Annotated in this window: 22 protein-coding genes; 13 read left to right on the forward strand and 9 right to left on the reverse strand. The window is 48.8% G+C overall.

What is annotated here, in order from left to right; translation table 11 throughout:
• Positions 1–102 precede the first annotated feature (102 nt).
• A complete protein-coding gene (locus ACKTRM_RS01855) occupies positions 103–1065 on the reverse strand; it encodes a DMT family transporter (RefSeq protein ID WP_012116778.1) in 963 nt (320 codons plus the stop codon).
• A gap of 118 nt (positions 1066–1183) precedes the next feature.
• On the opposite strand from ACKTRM_RS01855, the gene ACKTRM_RS01860 reads away from it, so the two are divergent.
• The gene (locus tag ACKTRM_RS01860) at positions 1184–2494 is read left to right on the forward strand and encodes an aminotransferase-like domain-containing protein (protein ID WP_012116779.1); all 1311 of its coding nucleotides are present in this window, start codon (positions 1184–1186) and stop codon (positions 2492–2494) included.
• Here ACKTRM_RS01860 and ACKTRM_RS01865 read toward each other — a convergent pair.
• The 6 genes from ACKTRM_RS01865 to ACKTRM_RS01890 form a co-directional block, all read right to left on the reverse strand.
• Positions 2489–3163 carry a 4'-phosphopantetheinyl transferase family protein gene (locus ACKTRM_RS01865; protein WP_012116780.1) on the reverse strand — a complete coding sequence of 225 codons (675 nt, stop codon included), beginning with the start codon at positions 3161–3163 and terminating at the stop codon, positions 2489–2491. The two genes, ACKTRM_RS01860 and ACKTRM_RS01865, sit on opposite strands and share 6 nt — an antisense overlap.
• 98 nt (positions 3164–3261) lie before the next feature.
• Positions 3262–3873, reverse strand: a complete 612-nt coding sequence (locus ACKTRM_RS01870; RefSeq protein ID WP_023356699.1) for a YczE/YyaS/YitT family protein — start codon at positions 3871–3873, stop codon at positions 3262–3264.
• 117 nt (positions 3874–3990) lie between these two features.
• Positions 3991–4734 carry a cystine ABC transporter ATP-binding protein TcyC gene (gene tcyC / locus ACKTRM_RS01875; protein WP_440898459.1) on the reverse strand — a complete coding sequence of 248 codons (744 nt, stop codon included), beginning with the start codon at positions 4732–4734 and terminating at the stop codon, positions 3991–3993.
• A 12-nt stretch (positions 4735–4746) separates the two neighbouring features.
• On the reverse strand, positions 4747–5451 hold the full coding sequence (locus tag ACKTRM_RS01880) for an amino acid ABC transporter permease (RefSeq protein WP_003156375.1): 705 nt from the start codon (positions 5449–5451) through the stop codon (positions 4747–4749).
• Positions 5438–6235, reverse strand: coding sequence for a cystine ABC transporter substrate-binding lipoprotein TcyA (gene tcyA / locus ACKTRM_RS01885; RefSeq protein ID WP_003156373.1), 798 nt, complete (start codon positions 6233–6235; stop codon positions 5438–5440). The genes ACKTRM_RS01880 and tcyA overlap by 14 nt, the downstream gene beginning before the upstream one ends.
• 128 nt (positions 6236–6363) lie before the next feature.
• On the reverse strand, positions 6364–7236 hold the full coding sequence (locus ACKTRM_RS01890) for a LysR family transcriptional regulator (RefSeq protein WP_003156371.1): 873 nt from the start codon (positions 7234–7236) through the stop codon (positions 6364–6366).
• Positions 7237–7327: 91 nt separating this feature from the next.
• Between ACKTRM_RS01890 and ACKTRM_RS01895 the strand changes: the two genes are divergently transcribed.
• Genes ACKTRM_RS01895 through ACKTRM_RS01910 form a run of 4 tightly spaced genes read left to right on the forward strand, consistent with a single transcriptional unit; the run spans position 7328 to position 10072 of the window.
• Positions 7328–7942 (forward strand): non-oxidative hydroxyarylic acid decarboxylases subunit B, encoded by a 615-nt coding sequence (locus ACKTRM_RS01895; protein WP_123912781.1) that lies wholly within the window; start codon positions 7328–7330, stop codon positions 7940–7942.
• Between the two features lie 2 nt (positions 7943–7944).
• Positions 7945–9366 carry a phenolic acid decarboxylase BsdC gene (bsdC, locus tag ACKTRM_RS01900; RefSeq protein WP_012116784.1) on the forward strand — a complete coding sequence of 474 codons (1422 nt, stop codon included), beginning with the start codon at positions 7945–7947 and terminating at the stop codon, positions 9364–9366.
• A 17-nt stretch (positions 9367–9383) separates the two neighbouring features.
• On the forward strand, positions 9384–9611 hold the full coding sequence (locus ACKTRM_RS01905) for a non-oxidative hydroxyarylic acid decarboxylases subunit D (RefSeq protein WP_007410250.1): 228 nt from the start codon (positions 9384–9386) through the stop codon (positions 9609–9611).
• Positions 9611–10072 (forward strand): hypothetical protein, encoded by a 462-nt coding sequence (locus ACKTRM_RS01910; RefSeq protein ID WP_023356701.1) that lies wholly within the window; start codon positions 9611–9613, stop codon positions 10070–10072. Before ACKTRM_RS01905 ends, ACKTRM_RS01910 begins: the two co-directional genes overlap by 1 nt.
• Before the next feature lie 42 nt (positions 10073–10114).
• Here the strand turns inward: ACKTRM_RS01910 and ACKTRM_RS01915 are convergent, their stop codons facing one another.
• Complete coding sequence (locus ACKTRM_RS01915) at positions 10115–11593, reverse strand: peptide MFS transporter (protein ID WP_012116786.1); 1479 nt, start codon at positions 11591–11593, stop codon at positions 10115–10117.
• A gap of 278 nt (positions 11594–11871) precedes the next feature.
• Between ACKTRM_RS01915 and ACKTRM_RS01920 the strand changes: the two genes are divergently transcribed.
• Positions 11872–13617 (forward strand): right-handed parallel beta-helix repeat-containing protein, encoded by a 1746-nt coding sequence (locus ACKTRM_RS01920; RefSeq protein ID WP_012116787.1) that lies wholly within the window; start codon positions 11872–11874, stop codon positions 13615–13617.
• Between the two features lie 91 nt (positions 13618–13708).
• Here ACKTRM_RS01920 and ACKTRM_RS01925 read toward each other — a convergent pair whose 3' ends face one another.
• A complete protein-coding gene (locus tag ACKTRM_RS01925) occupies positions 13709–13930 on the reverse strand; it encodes a hypothetical protein (protein WP_007410254.1) in 222 nt (73 codons plus the stop codon).
• Between the two features lie 122 nt (positions 13931–14052).
• Here ACKTRM_RS01925 and gerKA point away from each other — a divergent pair, with 122 nt between their 5' ends.
• From gerKA to ACKTRM_RS01960, 7 genes are all read left to right on the forward strand, one after another.
• Positions 14053–15693 (forward strand): spore germination protein GerKA, encoded by a 1641-nt coding sequence (gene gerKA / locus ACKTRM_RS01930; protein ID WP_012116788.1) that lies wholly within the window; start codon positions 14053–14055, stop codon positions 15691–15693.
• Complete coding sequence (locus ACKTRM_RS01935) at positions 15680–16906, forward strand: Ger(x)C family spore germination protein (protein WP_012116789.1); 1227 nt, start codon at positions 15680–15682, stop codon at positions 16904–16906. Before gerKA ends, ACKTRM_RS01935 begins: the two co-directional genes overlap by 14 nt.
• A 24-nt stretch (positions 16907–16930) precedes the next feature.
• On the forward strand, positions 16931–18049 hold the full coding sequence (locus tag ACKTRM_RS01940) for a GerAB/ArcD/ProY family transporter (protein WP_012116790.1): 1119 nt from the start codon (positions 16931–16933) through the stop codon (positions 18047–18049).
• A 168-nt stretch (positions 18050–18217) separates the two neighbouring features.
• Positions 18218–19543, forward strand: a complete 1326-nt coding sequence (locus ACKTRM_RS01945; protein ID WP_029326230.1) for an LLM class flavin-dependent oxidoreductase — start codon at positions 18218–18220, stop codon at positions 19541–19543.
• Positions 19544–19556: 13 nt separating this feature from the next.
• On the forward strand, positions 19557–20048 hold the full coding sequence (locus ACKTRM_RS01950; protein WP_003156352.1) for a GNAT family N-acetyltransferase: 492 nt from the start codon (positions 19557–19559) through the stop codon (positions 20046–20048).
• A 28-nt stretch (positions 20049–20076) separates the two neighbouring features.
• Complete coding sequence (locus ACKTRM_RS01955; protein ID WP_012116791.1) at positions 20077–20868, forward strand: amino acid ABC transporter substrate-binding protein; 792 nt, start codon at positions 20077–20079, stop codon at positions 20866–20868.
• Between the two features lie 22 nt (positions 20869–20890).
• Positions 20891–21565 carry an amino acid ABC transporter permease gene (locus ACKTRM_RS01960; RefSeq protein WP_007410261.1) on the forward strand — a complete coding sequence of 225 codons (675 nt, stop codon included), beginning with the start codon at positions 20891–20893 and terminating at the stop codon, positions 21563–21565.
• Positions 21566–21571 lie beyond the last annotated feature (6 nt).

Consider the following 21571-nt stretch of genomic DNA (forward strand, 5'->3'; position numbering starts at 1 on the left):
AACAGACAGCCGCGGATTTTCCTTGATGATAAGCAAAGTGTTTTCTTACATCGGCAAATGTTAAGCAGCCCGCGAGATAGATATTTTCATTTCGTGTGTTGATCATATTCCGTCTTTGTTTCCTTTCATTTTTTCCCTATGTCGTAATATGCTTTTTTTCCGCCGTCCTGAAGCATTGCTTCCCAAGACTCCGATGACGATACAGACGGCGCCGGCGATATGATACCAGCGGAGTGACTCATGGAGAACGAGGACACCCGCAAGCATCGTCACGATGACGGACAAATTGTTAAAGGCGCTCATCTTAAACGCTTCAATCTTGGACAGCGCGTAGTTTGACATCAATGATGTAATGAGAGAAGACAAAATGCCTAAATACAGAATCGCTGCGATAAAACCGGGATCGCGGAAGGGCAGAAAATACTGCCCGATCGTTCCTTCCGCTCCGTGCCGGAAGAGAGCGATGCAGTTGAAGGAAGCAAAGCCGATCGCAGACATGCACCAGGTCAGCTCACCCAATGAAAAACGCAGGGTCATGCGTCTCGCTGCCGTATTGTAAAGGGCGGAGGACAGCGCGGACAACAGGATCAGGAAAGCACCTTTAAAACTCGCCGATTCCGCGGACACCCCTTTCATTGTGAAAATAAATACCACCCCGGCCACTGACAGGCATGTGAATCCCTTTTGCGCCCATGTCGGACGTTCCTTTAAAAAGTAAGACGAAAACAGCATCGTAAAAATCGGGATGGCGGCTTGAATGATACCGGCTTCCGATGATGAAGAATACAAAAGGCCGAACGCCTGAAAACTGAAAAACAAAGCCGGATATAAAAGGGCCAAAGGCAAGATCGCCAGCACATTCTTCCAGCTGACGGACAGTTTGATCCAGCCGAATAAAACAGGAAGCATTGCACAGATGAAGGCCGCTGTGAACCGATGAGCCAATATATCAAACGGATTGGCGGATCGAAGCGCAATCTTGACAAATATAAAGGAAAAACCGATAATCAGCGCATTTAAAATGGCAGCGAGGTAAGCAGCAGCCAAACGGTTTTGATTAATCATCTTTACGAACTCCTTTAATGAGATCGAGCGCCGGCCGCTCCCTTTTATTGTATGGGAAGGGAAGAAGCAGTACAATGAGAATAATGATAAACTGTACCGGTACAGATGGAGGTTCAGCATGGAAAAGTATATGAACGTGATGATAGAAGTGGAGAGTCTCATTGAAGGCGGCACTTTTCAGGAAGGGGCGCGGCTGCCTTCTATCAGGCAGCTGGCCGAGCGTTTTCACGTCAGTAAAAGCACCGTCATCCGTGCGCTTCAGGAGCTTGAAAAACGGCACATTATTTATGCCGTGCCGAAAAGCGGCTACTATCTTATTAAAAATGACAAAAAGCAGGAGCGAGAACAAACAGGTATCATTGATTTTGCAGCCTCGGCGCCGGACCCTGATATTTTTCCGTACCGCGACTTTCAGCATTGCATCAACAAAGCCATTGATATGTATAAAAATGATTTGTTCATTTACGGCACGCCGCAGGGGCTTCCGTCTTTAATCCGGGTGCTTCAGACGCTGTTATCCGATTATCAGGTATTTGCAAAAGAGCGGAACATTTTTATCACCTCGGGTGTGCAGCAGGCGTTATCCCTGCTGTCTCTGATGCCGTTTCCGAACGGAAAAAAGAAGATTTTAATCGAACAGCCGGGCTATCATCTGATGGTGGAGCAGCTTGAAGCGCTGCGCCTTCCCGCCTGCGGCATTAAACGGACGGCTGAGGGGCTTGATATGGCGGAAGTCGAGCGGCTGTTTCAGACGGAGGGAATTAAGTTTTTTTACACGATGCCCCGATTTCATAATCCGCTCGGCAGCTCTCTGACAGAATGGCAAAAACGAGAGCTTGTCCGATTAGCGGAGGCGTATGACGTTTATTTGGTTGAGGATGATTTCCTAGGAGATTTAGAGGACAATCAGAAGGCAGACCCGCTGTACGCCTACGATCTGTCTTCCCGCGTGATTTATTTGAAAAGCTTTTCGAAAATGATTTTTCCGGGGCTGCGTGTTGGAGCGGCTGTGCTCCCGGATTCGCTGGCCCCGGTTTTCCATACGTATAAAAAGCTGAGCGATATCGACTGTTCGATGATATCCCAAGCGGCCCTTGAAGTGTATATCAAAAGCGGCATGTTCAAAAGGCATAAAGAAAAAATCCGGGCCTCTTACAGAACACGTTCCGAGCTGCTCCAAAACGCGCTGCAGGAGTACGACGGTTTTTCTGTAAAGCAAACGTCGATCCATACCCATCTCGTGCTGGAGAAAAGCCTTTCCGCTTCAAGAGTTGTGCAGCGCCTGAAAGCGCAAGGCGTGCTGGTGGAGCCGATTGACAGCCATTACCTATCGGATTTTCCGAAAGAAAATATCATCAAACTCAACGTGTCCAACGTCAAGACAGGGGATATCACGCGAGGCATCAAAATGCTGACGGATTGCTTATAACAGCTCTTCATACGTTTTCATCTCAATCCCGTCACAAAAATCGGGATGCGCCGCACAAACGGCCAGCTTATACTCCTCGTCCGCCTCATATGTGCGGATGAAACAAGGTTCATGTCCGTCCGGGAGCTCAATGGACACATGGCCGTCGTCTTTAAGGCGGACGCTGAATGAATCAAGCGGCAGGGAAAGCCCTTTTCCGGCCTGCTTGATAAAGCTTTCTTTCATCGACCACAGGTGGTAAAAATAATCGGTCTGCTGATCGGGGTGTTTCGCTTGCAGATCACTGTATTCCGTCGGCGAAAAAAACCGTTTGGCGATATCAATTGTGCCGGGCTTCATTTTTTCAATATCAATGCCGATCGGTTTTGAATCAACGGCGCACACGATCCAGCGCCCGGAGTGGGAAATGTTAAAGTGCATGTCCGGAAGCGCGGGGATGTACGGCTTTCCGTATTCCTGGACGCCGAATGAAATCCCGGCCGGATCAAGTCCATAAGCCTTCGCCGCAGCGGTGCGGATCAGCATGTCGCCGATCAAGGTGCGGTGAGCATCCTCCTTATGGTAAAAGCGCCGGCATTTTTCCCGCTTTTCGGCGGACACGGCCGCCATCATCCGATCCTCTTCCCCTGCAGAAAGCGGGCGGTCCATATATACTCCGTAAATTTTCATGTCCAGATCCTCCGTCTGAAAATATTGTCAAAACCATCCTATCATATCAGACGAAAGCTGTCCGAAAATAAAAAAACAAAACCGTTTCGGCTTTGTTTTTAATGAACGGACGTTGCCCGCCCGGAGATCGCGTATGTTAACAGTTTAGAGGACTGCGGCAAAGAAAAACGCAGAATCAGCCCCGTCAAAACAGCCGTAATAATGGTTCCGGCGCCGATCGGTCCGCCCATCATCCAGGCTGCGGCAAGAATCGTCAGCTCAATGCCGTTCCGCACCCATTGCACGTTCCAGCCCGTTTTTTCAGATATCAGCATCATCAGAGAGTCCCGGGGGCCCGCGCCGAGCCCTGCTGATACGTAAATACCGACGCCGCAGCCGATCAGCAGCAATCCGATAGAAAAACACACGGCCGCTAAGGAAAAAGCGTGCGTCTCAGGAAGCAGAAACGAAAAGAAATCAATAAACATTCCCATCAGCACCATGTTTAAGATAGCGCCGATTTTCGGGAGTGTCCTCGTGAACAGACAGGTTAAAGCCACAATGACCGCGCCGACCACGATGGACCATTGGCCGACAGAAAGCCCGAAATGCTGAAAAAGCCCATAATGAAAGGCATCCCAAGGGCTGATGCCGAGAGCTTTTCCTTTAATGGTTAACGATACCCCGAAAGACAAAATCAACAGACCGGCAAAATAAAACGTCCAGCGCATCAAGAATTCCCGCTTCAAAGAGGTCCCTTCTTTCATAAAATTTCATTAATTGTCATTGTAGCATAACCGCCAAAAAAAAGAAGAAGCGAAATCAGTGTTTCGCTTCTTCTCCCGCTCCTACAAAGGATTCAGTATACGATTTAAAAACCGCTGCGTGCGTTCTTCTTTCGGCGCGGAGAAAATTTGCTCCGGCGGTCCTTGTTCCACAATGACGCCGCCGTCAATGAAGATGACTTCATCGGCCACTTCCTGCGCGAATTTGATTTCATGGGTGACGACGACCATCGTCCAGCCTTCGTTCTCCAAATCCTTAATCACTTTGAGCACCTCGCCGACGAGCTCCGGATCAAGCGCTGACGTCGGTTCGTCAAACAGCATCAGCTCGGGCTGAATCGCAAGCGCGCGGGCGATGCCGACCCGCTGCTGCTGACCGCCGGAAAGCTGGAACGGATATAAATCCATTTTGTCTTTGAGTCCGACTTTTTCCAGAAGTTCCATCGCTTCTTTTCTGACTTGCTCCTTGTCGCGCTTTTGCACTTGAACGGGTCCTTCCATGACGTTTTCAAGCGCCGTGCGGTGAGGAAACAGATGATACGCCTGAAAGACCATGCCTGATTTGCGGCGGAGGCGAAGAATATCAGCCTGCTTCACTTTTTTGGAGAAATCTATTGAAAAATCGGAGAATGCCAGCTCGCCGCGATTGGGGATCTCAAGCGCGTTCAGACAGCGCAGAAGCGTCGTTTTTCCTGAACCGGACGGCCCCAGAACGGCGATGACTTTCCCTTTTTCTATCTCCATATCTATCTTTTTTAAAATTTCATTCTGTCCGAATGATTTATTTAATCCTTTGACGGAAAGCATATCGAAACCTCCTTATTTGGCCACATAACGGTCGAGACGCCGTTCGATCACGTGCTGTACGATTGACAGCAAGAAGCAGATGATCCAATAAATAAAGGCGGCTTCAATATAGATGACCAAGATTTGATCAAGGTTTTGCGCGCCGATTTCCTGCGCTTTTCTGAACAGCTCCGCGACGAGAATCTGTGACGCGAGAGATGTATCCTTGATCAGGCTGATAAATGTATTTGATAATGGCGGAATGGACACGCGAAACGCCTGCGGCAGGATCACGCGGAACAATGTCTTGCGATAGGTCATGCCGATCGTATAACCGGCTTCCCATTGCCCTTTCGGCACGGATGAAATAGATGCCCGGATGATTTCAGAAGCGTAGGCGCCCACGTTTAATGAAAACGCGATGACTGCGCTTGGGAAAGGGTCCAGCGTAATATTAAATGTCGGGAACAGATAAAAAATGATGAACAATTGAACGAGAAGAGGAGTGCCGCGCACCGCTGATACGTATACGCTGAACACCCATCTCAATGGTTTCATATTTGACATTCTGGCGAGCGCCGTAATCAGCGCGATGATCATTCCGAAAATAAAGGAAAGAATGGTAAGGGGAATCGAGTAATAGATTCCCCCGGAAAGAATCGGCCAGAATGACTGCTGCACCAGATCCCAAGGAATGGCTGTTGCAATCACGGGTTCCGGCATGTTACTTAGAAACATCTTCGCCGAACCATTTTTTCGCTATTTTAGAAAGAGTCCCGTCCTCTTTCATTTCTTTTAACGCTTTGTTGACGTGAGTCACAAGTTCGCCGCTTCCTTTTCGGAATGCGAAATACGTCTGCTGCGGCTGGCCTGCTTCAAACGCGATTTTCACGTTTTTATTGCCGGACGTTTTTAAGTAGTTCAGTACGGCAAGCTTATCGTTGTAAGTCAGATCAGCGCGGCCCTGCTGAATGAGCTGAAGGGATTGAGCCATGCCTTCAACGCCTTCAATTTTCGCGCCGGCTTCTTTCGCTAATTTATTGTAATTGCTTGTTAATGACTGAGCCGCTGTTTTTCCTTTGACATCAGCCTCTTTCGCAATCGTGCTGTCTTTTTTCGTCACGACGACTGCATTTGACGTTGTGTATTTATCCGAAAAATCATATTGGTTCTCACGGCCTGTTTTGCCGACTTGGTTGGCAACGACGTCAAACCGTTTCGCGTTTAATCCGGCAAACATGCTGTCCCATTGCGTTTCTTTGAAGTCAGCTTTCAGACCGAGGCGTTTCGCGACTTCTTGAATCACTTCAACATCATATCCGGTCAGTTTGTCAGTCTTTTTATCATGGAAGGTAAACGGTTCGTACGTTCCTTCTGTACCGACGGTCAGTACGCCTTTTTTCTTGACAGAAGCCCAAAGATCGCCGTCTTTTGACTTAGATCCGCTGTCCTGTGAGTTTCCGCAGGCTGCAAGCATTGCGATGCTGACCATCATGAACAAAGCGAATAATGCTTTTTTCATCTTCTTTATTCCCCACTTTTCTGAGTAGTTTTATTGAGAAAAAATAGCTCCCAATTGTAAAGGATAACTTTTTTTTAGTATGAGTCAAGTAATTGGTTTTCATAAGCGGGAATTCTTCGTGTTCCGGATCAAAATAATTCCAAAAACTGTCTGACCGGCTTCGGCAGATAGCTGTCTTTTCTCCAGATGACGGCCGGTGTCATGACAAACGGGTTGTCTTCGATGATAACCGTTTTGACATGCGAACGCATATGGACGGGAATCATCGTCAAAGGCAGAATTGTGGCGCCGAACCCTGATGATACGAGGCTCAAGAGCGTCGCGGAGTCATGGCATTCACAGACAACCTGAAGGTCGAGACCGTACTGTTCACAAACTTGGAGGACTTGGTCATACACACCTCTTCCATTGACGGTGCGCAAAAGGATCAAAGGCAAAGAGGCGATGTCATTCAGTTTAATCGTTTCACCGCACAGTCGTTTTGAATGCTCGGACAGCACCAATACACACGGAATGTCTTCAAGCTCCTTCGATTCAATGCCGTCGTTTTTAATCAAGGTGGTGGTGACGGCGGCGTCAATCTGCCGGGTTTCCAGAAGCTCGAGCAGTGAGACGGGCTCATCTTCCCAAATGTTAAAGGTGAGATGCGGAAACCGCTCTTTCATCTGTGACACTTTCTCAAGCATGAGCGCGGCGCAGTAAATGGTTGACCCGACGGCAAGTGTCCCGGCCACCTCCTCCTTCAGCTCTTGTACCTCGATTATAGCGTCCTCAAACTTATGAAGAATCTCTTTCGCTCTTTTCAAAAAGACATTTCCTTCATATGTAAGGGTCATTTGTTTCTTTTTATTGCGGTCAAACAGAATGACGCCCAATTCTTCTTCGAGCTGTTTCAGCTGTCTGCTTAAAGGCGGCTGTGCCATATGAAGCTTTTTGGCGGCCGTCGTGATTTTCTGCTCTTGGGCAATGGTGATGAAATAACGCAATTGCCGGATATCCATGAGAACGCGCTCCTTTCTTTTATACCTTTAAGGTATGATACATAGATTTAACGAATATTTTTCATATGGATATATCAGGAGTATGATGGTTTTGACACCACATTTCAAGCGTAAAGGAGGGGTCAATATGAAGCTCGTCATCGGAATGACCGGGGCAACAGGAGCCATATTCGGGATCAGGCTTTTAGAATATTTAAAAGCCGCGGAGATCGAAACCCATCTTGTCGTGTCTCCTTGGGCAAATGTCACCATTACACATGAAACCGATTATACGTTAAAAGATGTCGAGAAACTCGCATCCTTTACGTATTCTCACAAAGACCAAGCCGCGGCGATTTCAAGCGGCTCGTTTGAAACGGACGGGATGATCATCGCTCCGTGCAGCATGAAATCACTGGCAAGCATCCGCACCGGAATGGCTGACAATCTGCTGACAAGGGCAGCTGACGTCATCTTGAAGGAGCGGAAAAAACTTGTGCTGCTGACAAGAGAAACGCCGCTCAGCCAAATTCATTTAGAAAATATGCTAGCGCTTACAAAAATGGGTTCCGTCATTCTTCCGCCGATGCCGGCATTTTATAACAAGCCGGCTGACATGGATGAATTGATAGACCATATTGTGTTCCGGACGCTCGATCAGTTCGGCATCCGTCTGCCGGAAGCGAATCGGTGGTACGGAATTGAAAAACAAAAAGGAGGAATCTGATAATGGCCTATCAGGATTTTAGGGAATTTCTCGCCGCTCTTGAAAAAGAAGGGCAGCTCTTAACAGTCAACGAAGAGGTGAAACCGGAGCCGGATCTGGGTGCCGCCGCGCGTGCAGCCAGCAATCTCGGGGATAAAACCCCTGCGCTTTTATTTAACAATATTTACGGACATCACCATGCGCAGGTGGCTCTGAATGTCATCGGCTCGTGGCCGAATCACGCGATGATGCTCGGCATGCCGAAAGATACGCCTGTTAAAGAACAATTCTTTGAGTTCGCCAAACGGTACGATGCATTTCCGGTGCCGGTCAAACGGGAAGAAACCGCGCCGTTTCATGAAAATGAAATAACGGAAGATATCAATCTATTTGACATCCTTCCGCTATTCAGAATCAACCAGGGGGACGGCGGCTACTATTTGGATAAAGCGTGTGTCATTTCCCGCGATCTTGAAGATCCGGACAATTTCGGCAAGCAGAATGTCGGCATTTACAGAATGCAGGTAAAGGGAAAAGACCGCCTCGGCATTCAGCCCGTGCCTCAGCATGATATTGCGATTCATCTTCGCCAAGCTGAAGAACGCGGCGTGAATCTTCCCGTTACGATCGCGCTCGGCTGTGAGCCGGTGATTACGACAGCTGCGTCAACTCCGCTGTTATACGATCAATCCGAGTATGAAATGGCCGGCGCGATTCAAGGGGAGCCCTACAGAATCGTCAAATCTAAATTGTCTGATTTAGACATCCCTTGGGGCGCTGAAGTCGTTCTGGAAGGAGAGATCCTTGCGGGAGAACGGGAATACGAAGGACCTTTCGGTGAGTTTACGGGCCATTATTCAGGCGGCCGCAGCATGCCGGTGATCAAAATCAAACGGGTATATCATAGAAACAATCCGATTTTTGAACATTTATACTTAGGCATGCCGTGGACGGAGTGCGATTATATGATCGGCATTAATACGTGCGTGCCGCTTTACCAGCAGCTCAAGGAAGCTTATCCGAACGAAATTGTCGCCGTGAACGCGATGTATACGCACGGGCTGATCGCCATTATTTCCACGAAAACGCGCTACGGCGGATTTGCCAAGGCGGTCGGCATGCGCGCCCTGACGACGCCGCACGGACTCGGCTACTGCAAAATGGTCATTGTTGTGGATGAGGATGTCGATCCGTTTAACCTGCCGCAAGTCATGTGGGCGCTCTCAACGAAAATGCATCCAAAACACGATGCAGTCATCATTCCTGATCTGTCCGTCCTTCCGCTTGACCCGGGGTCTGATCCGGCAGGGATGACACACAAAATGATTCTTGACGCCACAACGCCTGTCGCGCCGGAAACAAGAGGCCATTATTCTCAGCCGCTTGATTCTCCGCTGACAACGAAAGAATGGGAACAAAAACTGATGGACTTAATGAATCAATAAGAAAGGATGAGGTTGCAATGAAAACATGCCCGCGCTGTGAATCGAAAAAAGGAGAAACTGTCAGCCAATCGCCGGTCAAAGGCGCTTGGGAAATTTACCAATGCCAAACCTGCTTTTTCACATGGAGATCCTGTGAACCGGAAAGCATCACGAATCCGGCGGCATTCAACCCGGCATTTAAAATCGATCCGAAAGAAACGGAGACGGCCGCACATGTTCCCGCTGTCCCGGAAAGAAAAGCGTAATGCTGACGGAGCACTTGCCGGAGGCGCTTTACACGCTTTTAGACGGGACGGAGCTTGAAAAAAAGCAGCACGACGCATTTGTGCTCCAATCCGTGACAAAAGAAGGCCGTCCGCACGCGGCCATGATCAGCGCCGGTGAAATCGTGGCCGTGAGCAGAACAAATCTCCGGCTCGCCTTATGGAAAAACACGACGACCGTAAGAAGCCTTCTGCATTCGGGACAAGCTCTTTTCATCGCCTGGCACGGAGGAGCCGCATATTACGTCACATTGGAATGTGAGGCGCTTCCGCCGCTGAAAGAGGCGAAACACGAGCGGGAACGGTTCAGCTGCCGCGTGATCACCGTCAAGGAAGATCGGGCGAAATACGCGGATCTGACATCCGGACCGGCCATCCAGCTCCACGAACCGGAAGATGTCTTGAAGAGATGGAGAGAAACACTTGAGGAGTTAAAACGATAGACGCATCAAAAAAGCCTGCGGACGATTCCGCAGGCTTTTCTATTATTGTACGCCTTTCATCGCCCGTTTAATGACGGGAGACAGAAGAATCAAAATAATACCGAGAATGATCGAAACAAGACCGATTGAGCCGAAGTAGGCCGCTTCAGAAATCTTATCAAACAAACCGACTACTTTTGCGTTCAGGGCTTGACCGCAGGCGTTTGTTAAAAACCACATGCTCATCGTCTGCGCTGAGAAAGCGGCAGGCGCAAGTTTCGTTGTGACGGATAAACCGACCGGTGAAAGGCAAAGCTCACCAAGCACAACCAAAAGGAAGCTGAGCACAAGCCAAAGCGGGCTCACAAGCTCGCCGCTCCCGCCCATAACCGGAAGCACCATGACTAAAAATGATAATCCGGCAAGGATAATGCCGATCGCGAATTTAATCGGTGTTGAAGGCTGGCGTTTGCCAAGCTTCATCCAGATCCAGGCGAACACCGGCGCGAAAATAACGATGAATAACGGGTTCAGAGACTGGAACCATGAAGACTCAAGATGCATGCCCGCAAAGGAAAGTCTCGTGCGCTGATCCGCATATAAAGCAAGAATCGTCGCGCCCTGCTCCTGAATCGCCCAGAACATTGCCGCTGCAACAAACAGCGGAACATAAGCCGCAAGCCGTGATTTTTCCGTTTTCGTCGCTTTTTTGCTCGTGAACATCACGATAAAGTAAATAACCGGAATGACAATGCCGAGGATACTGACGGTATCAATCACACGCTGGATCGTCAGCCAGCCGGTTTGAATCAGAACGATGATAACGGCTGCTGCGATGACCACTCCGATTCCCGTGCCGATCACTGATGATTTAGAAATCGGATTCGGTACATTGGAGCCTGCTTTGCCGAGGTATTTCTTTCTCGTAAGAGCGAAAACAATCAGTCCGAGGAACATACCGGCCGCGGCGCATCCGAAGCCTAAGTGGTAGTTGTACTTCTGTCCGAGTGTTCCGACAATTAGCGGCGCAAGCAATCCGCCGAGGTTGATCCCCATGTAAAAGATGCTGAAACCTGAGTCGCGGCGCTCGTCTTCCTTCGTATATAAATCTCCGACAACGCTGGATACGTTTGGTTTAAGCAGGCCGGTTCCGATAATGATCAGAGCCATGCTGGTAAAAAACGCCGCCGTGCTGCCAGGGAAGGCAAGAGCGATGTGCCCGAACATAATTAAAATTCCGCCGTAAAATACGGTGTTTGCCGTGCCGAATACCCGGTCGGCCAGCCATCCGCCGATGACGCTCGACATGTATACGAGAGACCCGTATATGGACATGATGGCAACTGCGGTCGTTTTATCAAAGCCGAGACCGCCATGAGCGACTTCCGTGTATAAATAGTAAAGCAATATGGCTCTCATACCATAGTAGGAGAAACGCTCCCAAAATTCGGTGAAAAACAGTGTGAACAAGCCGCGGGGATGACCGAAAAAGCCTCGTTGCGGCACAGTTTCTGTTATAGAGTCCTTATCAATAGATGCCACCTGAGCCAACCCTTTCTTAAAAAAGTGTATTACAAAAATCATATTCTTATATAATACTTGTGTCAATATAATTTATACTGAATTCAAAAAATTCCAGAATGAAAAGATATTAAAACGTTGAATATAGACGAATTTTCCTAATTCCAATGACTTATTTTGTTATATTATCTGACTAAACTATCTTTATAAACTTTTTTAATAAAATTTAAAGTATGTACAGGCGGAGCGGGATATGGCGGAATAAGATGACAATAAGAGAGGAAGGAGGAGATTATCACTTGCCGAATCGTATATTGGATATTACGGATTGCGGTGTGGCGGCAGACGGAAAAACCGATGTGACGGGCGCCATCAACCAATGCTTGGCCAAGGCCGTCAGCGAAGGCAATCATACGGTGTTTTTTCCGCCCGGAACGTATAAAATCAACGGCACGCTTGGCGGGGACAGCAGCCAGCCGTTTCGGAACGCCGGGATTAACGTGCCGAGCCATCTCACCATCGTTTTAGATCCGGAATGCACGATTAAAGTGGCGCCGAACAGCTCCTGGGGCTACTCGGCTTTCTATATAGGCAGGCGGGAAAATGTCACCATCACCGGCGGCCGGATCATCGGCGAACGGGATGAACACACGTATACCAATGTCCCTTTGCGTTCGACCCATGAATGGGGGTTTGGAATCTGTATTGAAGGCAGCAGCAATGTGCTGATCGAAAATGTGAAGATTTCGGATTTTACGGGAGACGGCATTATTGTCAGCCCGCTCGGGTTAAAAACAAACAGTGATTACGAAACTTCAGAACAGGTGACCCTCCGCCGCTGTGAGATCAGGCAGTCAAGGCGAAACAACATTTCAATCACCGGCTGCAATACCGTTACGGTGGAAGAATGCGTGATTGAAGACGCCGGGCAAGGGAACGGAACGGCTCCGAAATTCGGAATCGATATTGAATCGTACGGAGAAGGCGATATTGATTATGAAGAAGCTCTTCATATTACGGTACGCAACAACTTCTTTTCCGGAAACGCCGCAAGCTCAGTCACCAATTTTAACGGATATAATGTGTTAATTGAAGGAAATCATTCCGATAACACAATCAGCTACGGGTATGGGGCACATACCGTCATTTCGGGGAATGTCTTCTTTCGGTCAGACGGCGGCTCAAGGACCGCAGTCGCCGGACAAGGTGTGTCACAAGGACAGGACAGCAGCAATGCCGTCATTTCCAACAATATGATTACCGGTTTTTCCACCGGAATAGATGTAAGGGGAAAAAGCGTCCTCGTCACCCATAACAAAATCAGTCAATTTGAAAATACGGGCATTTCCGTCTATCAGGCAGAAGATGTGACCGTTGACGGCAATGTCATTGAAAACGGACGTTCCGAAACGAGACGAAGCACTGGGATGCGGGCGACGCTGTCGGAAAACGCCGTCTTTATGAATAATACTCTGAATCAGGTAACGGACGGAATCAGCATGTCGGCCGGCAATATCACCGTAAAACAAAATGTGCTGACATCGTTCAGCCGGGGCATATGGGTCACAGGCGGAAATGCCGTTATTGAAGGAAATACGCTGATTCCGAATGCGTATCAGGGCGCCGCGGAGTCCTATGCCGTATCTGTGACAAATGACGCCAGGGCTGTCATCAAGGGAAATCTCTTCAAAAGCTACAAAAACTATCCCATTTTCAGTTCAACATCCTCGGGAACCTCTGTCATCAGCAACCGCTTTGAATCATCACCGCTTATCGTTACCGTGTATCTGAATTCAGGCACGCATGAAGTCATAGACAATACGCTCACGATCAACCGAACGGCGGGCAGCCCGATCGGCATCTATCTGAACGGAACCTCCAATTCCCTCGTGTCGGGCAATACCATCAACAACCTTTCCGCCGCTTCTGCTTCCGCCATCCAAACCAATTCCTCCGCAAGTACTAAAATCATCGGCAACCGCATTATCAGAGGCGTCATTGTGAAACACGCGACAGATACGGACAGCGGAAATATCGTCATCTGAAAACGGTCCCGCCGGAAAAATAAAAAGAACACATGAACTCCGAAAGAAGGAGGGATGTGTTCTTTTTTGACACAATACAGCCGTGCGCCTGTCAGGCATCTTTTTTACCTGATTTATATAAAACGATCATTTCTCTGATTAAAAAGAGGGCGAATAAAAACAGCATCAGCCATTCTGAGAAGGTGGTCAATTTAAAAGCGGACAGGTTGTTTTGGACCGCTCCATAGAAACTGAAACCTTGCAGCATATCTATCGTTACTGAAATGATCAGACAGGCAGCCAGCAAAAAAAATGAAACCCCCAATATTTTCATGCGCATCACTCTCCCTTTTTATCCTTTTCGATTACGCAGAACTTATACAGACTTTCCGCCGTGCATAATCTTTTGCCGTACAGGAAGAATATGAAAAAAAACGAGGAAAGGTTTTTTGCGATATGCCGCCATTTTTTAAGCAGAAGAAACAAAAAAAAGCCGATCAAAACGACCGTGACAATGAAGGCAGAAAAGAAGCGGACAGCCAGCCGGACAAAGAGCGGGATGAGCCGATCTCCCTCAGCTTAAAGCAAAATATGAAGAAGCTGTCTGAGAGGTTCGGCAACAGTGCCGATGTCGTCATCCGCCGGCTTAAAATCGGAAAAGAAGAGCTTCCGGCCGCAATTGTGTATATCGCCGGTTTGGTAGACGAACAGCTCGTCAGCCAATCCCTTCTGGAGGATTTAATCGACATCCCGTCCGTTCAGCCGGAACAAGCGGTCTGCCTGATATACGATAAAACGCTTGCGATCGGCGGGGTGAAAGAGGCAGAAAAATGGAAAAGTCTTTATGCCGGGCTGGTGGCGGGCAGCACGCTCATTTTTGTCGACGGGGCTGACAAGGCGCTGATCGCCAGCACGGAAGGGGGAGAGCATCGGTCCATTCAAGAGCCGAGCACCCAGGTCTCTTTCCGCGGCCCGCGGCAGGGATTCACTGAATCTCTGCAAACCAATATTTCCATGATCCGCAGGTATGTAAAAACGCCTGATGTATGGGTTGAAAAAATGGAGATCGGACACGAAACGAATACGGATGTCGCGCTGATGTATATTAACGGAATTTGCGATAAAAAGCTGATTAAGGAAGTCCGCAAGCGGCTGAAGCACATTGACATCGACAGCATTCTGGAATCCGGCTACATTGAACAGCTCATTGAAGACGCGCCGTTTTCTGTGTTCCCCACCGTATATCATACGGAGCGGCCGGACGTCGTGGCGGGGAATCTGCTGGAAGGACGATTTGCGATTATCGTGGACGGAACGCCGTTCGTTCTCATCGCGCCGGCCTTATTTATTCAATTTTTTCAATCTGTTGAGGATTATTATTCACGATTTGATATCGCCACTAGCATCAGGGTGCTGCGGGTTTTGATCTTCTTCATTTCACTGGTGGCGCCGGGGATTTATGTGGCGGCGACGACCTTTCACCAGGAAATGATTCCGACGCAGCTGCTGATTGTCATCGCGGCCCAGCGGGAGACGGTGCCGTTCCCGGCCGTGATTGAAGCGCTGACAATGGAAGTGGCCTTTGAGATTCTCAGGGAAGCGGGTGTCCGGCTTCCGAGAGTTGTCGGCTCCGCCGTTTCCATAGTCGGAGCGCTTGTCATCGGCCAGGCCGCCGTGCAGGCCGGCATTGTTTCCCCAGCCATGGTTATCGTCGTCGCGCTGACGGCGATTGCCAGCTTTGCGACCCCGGCTTTTGACATGGCGATATCTGCGCGCCTGATCCGGTTTCTCTTTATTCTGTCGGCGGCGGTCATGGGATTTTACGGGCTGATTCTGGGCATTATCATGATGTTTGTCCATCTGTGCGGCCTGCGTTCATTCGGATTTCCGTATATGTCCCCGCTCGCTCCTTTAACCCCGGGCGGGCTGAAGGATTCCCTTCTCCGAGCTCCGTTATGGGCGGATGAAAAAAGGCCGGGAATGCTCGTGCAGGAAAACAACAGGCGCCAAGGGGAACATCAAAGACCGAAACCGGAGACATCCAGAGGAATGGTTAATAAAGATGTAGAAGAGGGCGACGGTAATGAAAAGACGTAAATGGATGCTTATCCTTTGTACGATGGTTTCCTTTATGTTTGTATCCGGATGCTGGGATAAAAGGGAGCTGACCGATTTAGCGGTGATCTCCGCCATCGGTATTGACCGGACCGAAACGGGAAAATACGTCCTTCACTTGCAAATTATCAATCCGGGAAACGTGGCCGGCGGTCTGCAGGGCGGCGGAGCGGGAGACCGGCCTCCGGTTTCCGTCTATTCGGTGTCCGGAGACAATATGACGGAAGCTTTGAGAAAAGGCTCGATGAAAGTGTCCAGAAGGCTCTATTTTGCGCATACGAATCTCGTGGTGTTCAGTGAAAAACTGGCGAAAGAGGAAGGGCTCAGTTTTATCCTGGACAATCTTGACCGCGACACCGAATTCAGGACGACCGCAACCGTTGTGATCGCGCATAATTGCAAGGCTGAAGACATTATTAAAGTGCTGACGCCGATTGATAAAATCCCTTCCAATAAAGTGAACAAGACGCTCAGCTTCACGCAGGAACAATACGGCAGAGTCATTAAAACCAACCTTCAGGACGTTCTGATTGATCTCGCTTCTCCGACCGGGTCGCCGTTTATTCCGGGTTATGAAATGCACGGAGACGATAAAGCCGGTCCTACGATGGAAAATACGCAGACAACTGAACCGAAAGCAGTGCTGTCAGCGGACGGACTGGCGGTGTTCAAAAAGGATGGGAGGCTGGATTACTGGATTGAGGATGACGACAGTGTGGGGGCTGTATGGCTGCTCAATAGGATCAAGCATACGTTCATCAATGCGGATTGGAAGAATGTGAAGCATGCAATCAGTCTGCAGGTCACCCGCCAGAATACAAAGGTGACGGCCACTTTTCCGAACGGAAAACCGCATATTCACGTGCATGCTCAGGTCGAAGGGCTGGTGGACGCTGTCAGATACCCTTTCCATCTGTCTGATCCGCAAGTGCTGATGACGATGCAAAAGGCGCTCAGTGTGCAGCTTGAGAAAGATATCACCAAATCGATTGAAGATATAAAAGCCCATAAGAATGACTTCGTCGGCTTCGGAGACCTGATCTATCGGAAGCATCCGGACAAATGGAAAAAGTTCGAAGGGAAGTGGGATGAAGAATATTTCCCCAATCTCCCCGTAGATGTCAAAACGGAAGTCATTATCAGAAGAACGGGCTTGCGGAATAATCCTCTCTCAGACAAGCTTGAGCATGATTGATTTGAGGAGAAAGGAGCGAAGCGTATGGAAAATGCGAAAATCGGCACGCGTCAGCTGTTTATTATGATCATTTTGTTTGAATTGGGCAGTTCGTTATTGATCCCGCCGGGCACGATGGCCGGGCGGGATGCGTGGCTGTCCGTGCTTCTCGGGTGCGTTATCGGTCTCGGACTTTTCTACGTTTATCAGGCGCTGTATCAATTTTTTCCTGAGTCTTCTCCGAGAGATTACATGAACGAACTGATCGGCAGACATCTGAGCTGGGCGGTCTCGCTTCTTTATATTCTCTATTTTGCTTATATCGCCGCCCGCGTATTGCGGGATTTTGGCGAAATGCTTGTCACCTTCGCCTACCAGGACACGCCAATTTTAATTGTGAATGCCATGCTGATGATCGCCGCGATATTCGCGGTCAGAAAGGGAATTGAAGTGATAGCGAGAGCCGGCGAGCTGCTGTTTGGCATTATGTATTTCCTGACAGCCGTCGGGCTGATCCTCATTATCAGCTCAGGCACGATAAACCTCAGATTTCTCCAGCCCGTTTTAGCGGAGGGTGCAGGAACGGTCATTTATTCCGTGTTTAAACAGACGATGTTCATCCCGTTCGGTGAATTAATCGTGTTTGTCATGATTTTCCCTTATTTAAAAGATCGGAAAAAGGTGAAGAAAACCGGATTTCTGGCGATTATCATCAGCGGGCTGTTTTTGGCAATGTCAGTGGCGATTAATATTTGTGTGCTGGACGTCAACTTAATGCTCCGCTCTCAATTTCCGCTGCTGAGCACCATACAGACAATTAAAGTGGAAGAGTTTTTAGACCGGCTGGATGTCTTTTTCATGCTCGTGCTCGTCATCGGCGGTTTTTTCAAAGTCAGCCTTTTTACATATGCGGTTGTCGTGGGCGTGTCCACGCTGTTTAAAGAAAAAAATCCGTCCCAGCTGGCCTTCCCGGTCGGATTGGGGGTGCTGATTCTCTCCATCAGCATCGCAAGCAATTTTTCGGAACACATGAATGAAGGCTTAAACATTGTGCCGATCTATATTCATCTTCCGTTTCAAGTGCTGTTCCCCGTTTTGCTGCTTATCATTGCCGTTATTAAGAAAAAGGTCAAAGGGACCGTCTATACAGTTTCGAAGAAATAACCCGGCCGGTGCGCCGGGTTATTTTAAAAATCATGATTTTTGTCTTAATGCATTGACAAACTTGCCTGACAATTGTACATTTTGATTTATTCTTATAAAATTACTAGGAAATATAGGTTTAGTGGTGTTAATGTTTTCCGAACCGTATTTCAGAATAGAAGGAGATCCATTATGACAAAGAAAAAAGAAATCAAACTCGGTGTGTTTCTCGCGGGCACCGGCCATCATGTCGCTTCTTGGAGACATCCTCAGGCACCGGCGGACGCGAGCATGAATTTGGATTATTTCAAAGAACTGGCGAAAACAGCTGAGCGGGGGAAATTGGACATGCTGTTTTTGGCGGACAGTTTATCAATAGACGGCAAATCACATCCGAATGTGCTGACGCGCTTTGAGCCGTTTACGCTGCTGTCGGCGCTCGCTCAGGTCACATCCCGCATCGGTCTGACGGCGACCGCGTCTACCACATACAGCGAACCGTTCCATATCGCGAGACAATTTGCATCGCTTGACCATCTTTCCAACGGCCGCGCGGGCTGGAATGTCGTCACATCTTCGATTGAATCGACCGCGCTTAATTTCAGCGGCGAAAAGCATCTTGAGCACCATCTCAGATATCAGCGCGCGGAAGAATTCGTTGAAGTCGTCAAAGGATTATGGGATTCGTGGGAGGAAGACGCCTTTATCCGTGACAAAGAATCAGGAGCATTTTTCGATAAAGACAAAATGCATGAATTGAACCATAAAGGAACATATTTCTCCGTGAGAGGGCCGTTAAATGTTGCCCGCACACCTCAAGGGCGCCCGGTCATTATTCAGGCCGGATCATCAGGAGACGGAAAAGCGCTGGCCGCCAAAACGGCGGAGGTCATTTTCACCGCGCAAAATCATTTGGAATCCGCGCAGGAATTCTATCAATCTATTAAAGAACAAGCGGCTTCTTTCGGCCGTGATCCTGAAAAAATCGCGATCATGCCGGGAATTTTTCCCGTTATCGCCGATACCGAAGAAGAAGCACAGGCAAAATATGAAGAGCTCCAAGACCTCATCATTCCGTCTGTCGGCCTGAACATTCTGCAAAACTATCTGGGCGGCGTCGACCTGTCCGCCTGCCCGCTTGACGGCCCGCTGCCTGAATTGGATGCGGATGCGTCGAATGCCGTTAAAAGCCGCTTCAAGCTCGTTCAGGAGATGGCCAAACGCGATAACATGACCATCCGCGAGCTGTACAAATATGTGGCGGGTTCAAGAGGCCATCATATCTTTGTCGGAACGCCAGAACAGCTTGCCGATAAGATGGAAGAATGGGTCGGAAAACAAGCTTGTGACGGTTTCAACATCATGCCGCCGCTTTTGCCTGAAGGTCTCACTCTTTTTGTAGACAAAGTGATTCCGATTTTACAAGAACGGGGCGTGTTCAGAAAAGAGTATGAAGGAACGACGCTCAGAGAACATTTCGGACTGGAAAAACCGGCAAACCGATATGCCGACTAAAGGAGGGCTCATCATGTCAAGACAATACCGGCTCGCAACGGAGGCAGACGCTGATGAGCTGCTTTCACTGACACTGCGGGCGTATGAACCGATCCGCAAGCTCGGCATCAACTTTGCCGCTGCCACGGCGGATAAAGAACTCGTTTTGAATAACATACAAAAAAATGCCTGTTACGTTTTGGAGGAAGACGGCCGGATTCTGGCGACGATTTCTCTGCGGATGCCGTGGGGGCCGAATCCCGGGCCGTACGGTGTTCCTCATATTTGGTGGTTTGCCGTCGATCCTGAAACCGGAAAAAAAGGGACGGGCTCAGACATGCTGGAGTGGCTGGAGAATACAGTGCTCCGCGACACATTAAAAGCGCCTTTCGTGTCACTGGGCACAGCGGACAAGCATCCGTGGCTGATCGGCATGTACGAGCGAAAAGGCTACGTCCGTGCAGGCGAAAAGGATCTAGGAAAAGGGCACATCACCATTTATTTAAAAAAACAATTGCAGGATTAACATATTAATAGGAAAAGGCGGGATTTTAATGAAGAAGAAAACATGGGCTTTGCTGCTGTCTGCCGCGCTTTTGGCGGTCTTATCAGCATGCGGAAACGGAAAAGAAAGCGAAGGCGGCGATAACGTACTGCATGTCGGCGCCACGGGACAAAGCTATCCGTTCGCATATAAAGAAAACGGCAAGCTGACCGGCTTTGACGTGGATGTCATGGAAGCCGTTGCAAAAAAAATCAACATGAAACTGGACTGGAAGCTGCTTGAATTCAGCGGACTGATGGGAGAGCTCCAGACCGGCAAACTCGACACCATCTCTAACCAGGTCGCTGTCACGGACGAACGCAAGAAAACGTATAACTTCACAGAACCGTATTCGTATGCGGGCACTCAAATCGTCGTCAAAAACGATAACAAAGACATCAAATCAGTCAACGATCTAAAAGGAAAAACAGTGGCGGCCGTTCTGGGCTCAAACCACGCGAAAAACCTTGAGAGCAAGGACCCGGATAAAAAAATCAACATGAAAACGTATGAAACACAAGAAGGCACGCTGAAAGACGTGGCTTACGGACGGGTTGACGCTTATGTAAACAGCCGCAGCGTCCTGATCGCCCAGATCAAAAAGACCGGTCTGCCTCTGAAATTAGCAGGAGACCCGATTGTCTATGAAAAAGTCGCTTTCCCGTTTGCGAAAGATGCGGCTCACGATAAAATCCGCAAAAAAGTAAACAAAGCCATTGAAGACCTGCGGAAAGACGGCACGCTGAAAAAGCTGTCTGAAAAGTACTTTAAAGAAGATATCACAACAGAAGCAAAGCATTAAGAAACGGCGGTGAAAATCGAGAATGAACAGCATTGATTGGGGATTTATGTTTTCAGCTTTTCCCGCGTTAATCGAAGCCTTGCCGATCACATTACTAATGGCCGTCGCGGCCATGGTATTTGCCGTGATCGGCGGCCTTATATTAGCGCTTATCACAAAAAATCGTGTTCCTGTGCTTCACCAGCTGTCAAAGGTGTATATTTCATTTTTCCGGGGCGTGCCGACGCTCGTGCAGCTTTTCTTAATTTATTACGGCCTGCCTCAGCTGTTTCCCGGAATGAGCAAGATGACGGCGTTAACTGCGGCGATTATCGGGTTAAGCCTGAAGAATGCCGCCTACTTGGCTGAAATCTTCCGCGCGGCGCTCAACTCAGTCGATGAGGGGCAGCTTGAAGCCTGTCTGTCTGTCGGAATGACAAAATCCCAGGCGTACAGACGGATCATTTTCCCGCAAGCCGTCAGAAACGCGCTTCCCGCGACGGGAAATACGTTTATCGGCCTGTTAAAAGAAACATCGCTCGCCTTTACATTAGGAGTGATGGAAATGTTCGCCCAAGGAAAAATGTACGCATCAGGCAACCTCAAATATTTTGAGACGTATTTAGCCGTCGCGGTCATGTACTGGATTCTTACGATTATTTACAGTGTGCTGCAGGATCTGCTCGAACGGGCGATCAGCAAGCCTTATCGCACATAGGAGGAG

The organism is Bacillus sp. D7-8, assembly GCF_052055895.1.
Classification (GTDB): Bacteria; Bacillota; Bacilli; order Bacillales; family Bacillaceae; genus Bacillus; species Bacillus velezensis.